This window comes from Roseateles sp. P5_B10, assembly GCF_056400485.1.
The window spans coordinates 1-2,396 of sequence record NZ_JBFULE010000786.1 but is presented as its reverse complement, the minus strand read 5'-3'; the positions used below and the strand labels follow the sequence as shown (position 1 = coordinate 2,396).

1 protein-coding gene and 2 pseudogenes are annotated in these 2,396 nt (G+C 61.1%); 2 read left to right on the top strand and 1 reads right to left on the bottom strand.

Features of this window, described 5'->3' with window-relative positions:
* Together AC1DU6_RS27620 and AC1DU6_RS27615 are read left to right on the top strand one after the other, a co-directional pair.
* A partial coding sequence (locus tag AC1DU6_RS27620; RefSeq protein WP_477861031.1) for a hypothetical protein occupies positions 1–155 on the top strand: 155 nt, incomplete at its 5' end.
* 76 nt (positions 156–231) lie between these two features.
* Positions 232–360, top strand: a pseudogene (locus AC1DU6_RS27615) (transposase domain-containing protein); the annotation flags it as partial.
* 313 nt (positions 361–673) lie between these two features.
* Here the strand turns inward: AC1DU6_RS27615 and AC1DU6_RS27610 are convergent.
* A pseudogene (locus tag AC1DU6_RS27610) lies at positions 674–2,396 on the bottom strand (type III restriction endonuclease subunit R); the annotation flags it as partial.

Here is a 2,396-nt window from a genome sequence, read left to right as displayed (position 1 = left end):
CCATGGACCCCACCGTGCGCCGCCTGCTGCGCGTGCAGATCGACGACGCCATCGAGGCGGACAAGGTCTTCACGATGCTGATGGGCGACGAGGTGGAGCCGCGGAGGGATTTCATTGAGACGAATGCCCTGCGCGCTGGGAACATCGACGTCTGACAGGCAGACTGACAGACAGACAGACAGACAGACAGACAGACAGACAGACAGCAGCCGACCAGTCGATAGACGGCTGGCGGCCAAGCTCAACGGGCATGACCCGTATGCCTATATGAAGGATGTCCTGCAGCGGCTGCCAACGCAGCGAGCCAGCGACATCGGCGACTTACTGCCCCACGTGTGGGCTCCGCGCTGCGCCCGCTGACTGCCAGTGGAGAGGCGTCTACTGGTTGATGCCTACATGACCGTCGATACTGTCCGACCATGACCACGTTGGTTCTTCTCCCGGGCATGGAGGGCACAGGCACTCTGTTCGATCCACTAATCAATGCGTTGTCTGATGCTCGTTTCGCTGCGCACTTGCCCTCGACGACAGGTCACGACGTAACGCGTGTTGCGTCGGCCGAACGGCAAATGAACGCGGCTTCCCGGGAAGCTGGGCTTTCTTATCGGAGGGAGCGCGGCGGTCGCTCCATGCCCAGATCCGGCCTGTGGCTTTGCAGGTCAGCTATCACCGACTACTTCGCCCGTACCTCAAAGCCCAAGAAGTCGACCAGCCGCTTGTCCTCGGTGACCACGTCGTGCGGGATCAACAAATACTTCCAGGGCTTGCCACCAGTTTGCAGGGCGTGATCGGTGGCATGCTTGCACCAGATCGCCCCAGCGTCGGCTTTGGCGTTGACCTCGGTGCTGCCCAATTCATTGCGAGCCTTGGTTTCGCACATCAGCAAGTGGTGCGCAGTCTCAGCCACGAAGTCGGGCACGTATTCAGGTTGCTCGACGCCCAGCTTGTAGAACAACTGGAACTGCCCCTTGGCAGGCTTGAACCATTTGTCGGCATCGCGGTCGAGAACCACGCAAAAGCGCCGCTCGGTATCGGAGTCAAACTTTTGCAGCGGATAGAGGCAGCGTGCAAAGTGGCCAAACACCATCTGTTTTATTCGGCTTGGTTCATCCAGCGTGTCGCGGTAGTCGCGCACAGATTGCCCGGCACCGACTGAAAACGTCGGCGCTCTGAGCGCAGTGAACCCACGGCGAATTTCCACGGCGTACTCGGTGTCCGACGGAAGAAAATTCCCCAACATCTGCGCGTGGATGTTGTCCGCGATCAACTGCCGATCCAGGTCCAGCACATTGCGCACTTCATCGGCATCGCTCAGATAGCTTTGCAGGTGCGTGACCACTTGGCCCGCCAAGTCATACAGCAAGCCGGCATGCGTGTTGTAGTCGATGTCATCACGATCAATCAGTACATGGACGATGTAGTCTTCCAGCCGTCGAGCAGGGCGCTGGCTGCGCTCGGCAGACACGCTGAACTGCTCGCGGTCCCGCAAGTTCTGGCCAATCAGCGACCTGTCCTTTGGCTGCAAATGCAAGCCCGCAAGATCCAGGGTGAAGGGCCGGAAACCGCTCCTGACCTCGCCCTTCGGTACCACCGCGATGCGAGGAATGTCGATGCTCTGCTTGACCACCTGCTCCAGCGTTCGCCGGACCACGTCGGCCAAGTCGATCTCGGGCGGCGCTGCTGCGTCCAAGGATAAATTGGCTTGAACCGACGGCAGGCTTTCTCGCACGGCCTCGGTGATTTCCGCCTGCATGGCCGGGCTCAGCAGTGCCTGGCGTGTGGGTGCGGCCTCCGGGCGAACTTCATACTGCGCCACGGCCTCCATCACCGCCAGAGCAACACTACTTTCTTGTGCCGTGCTGAACAAGGCAGGATGCGCCGGAACGCCTCCATTCAGCAGCGAGGCGGGCTCTCCGCCATCAGCAGTGGATTCTTGTTTGACCCCTAGCGTCGCGGCCAAGTTTGGTTGCACGGTGACGCTCTGCATCCGACCATCACCGTCGGCGTCAGGTGGTCCCAGCTCGAACCTTTGCAGCTTGATCGGCGAATCGGCCCGGTTGGAGTCGTCAATGATTTCCTGGAAGCGGTCGTGCGCAATGATGTTGAGCCGGTCCACCGCCGCATTCTTGGTGCGCTTGCCATAGGGCAGGCGCAGGCCGCGGCCGATGGACTGCTCCACCAGCGTGCGCGCATTGGCGGCGCGCAGCGGCACGATGGTGTAGAGGTTGGTCACGTCCCAGCCCTCTTTGAGCATGTTGACGTGAATGACGATCTCGGTCGGCTCGTCCACGCTTTCCACGGCCAGCAAGCGGCGCACCATCTCCTCTTCGTCCGCCCCGCTTTTGCTGCTGTCCACCTGGATCACCTTGTTGCGGTAGCGCCCGCCAGCGCCCGCC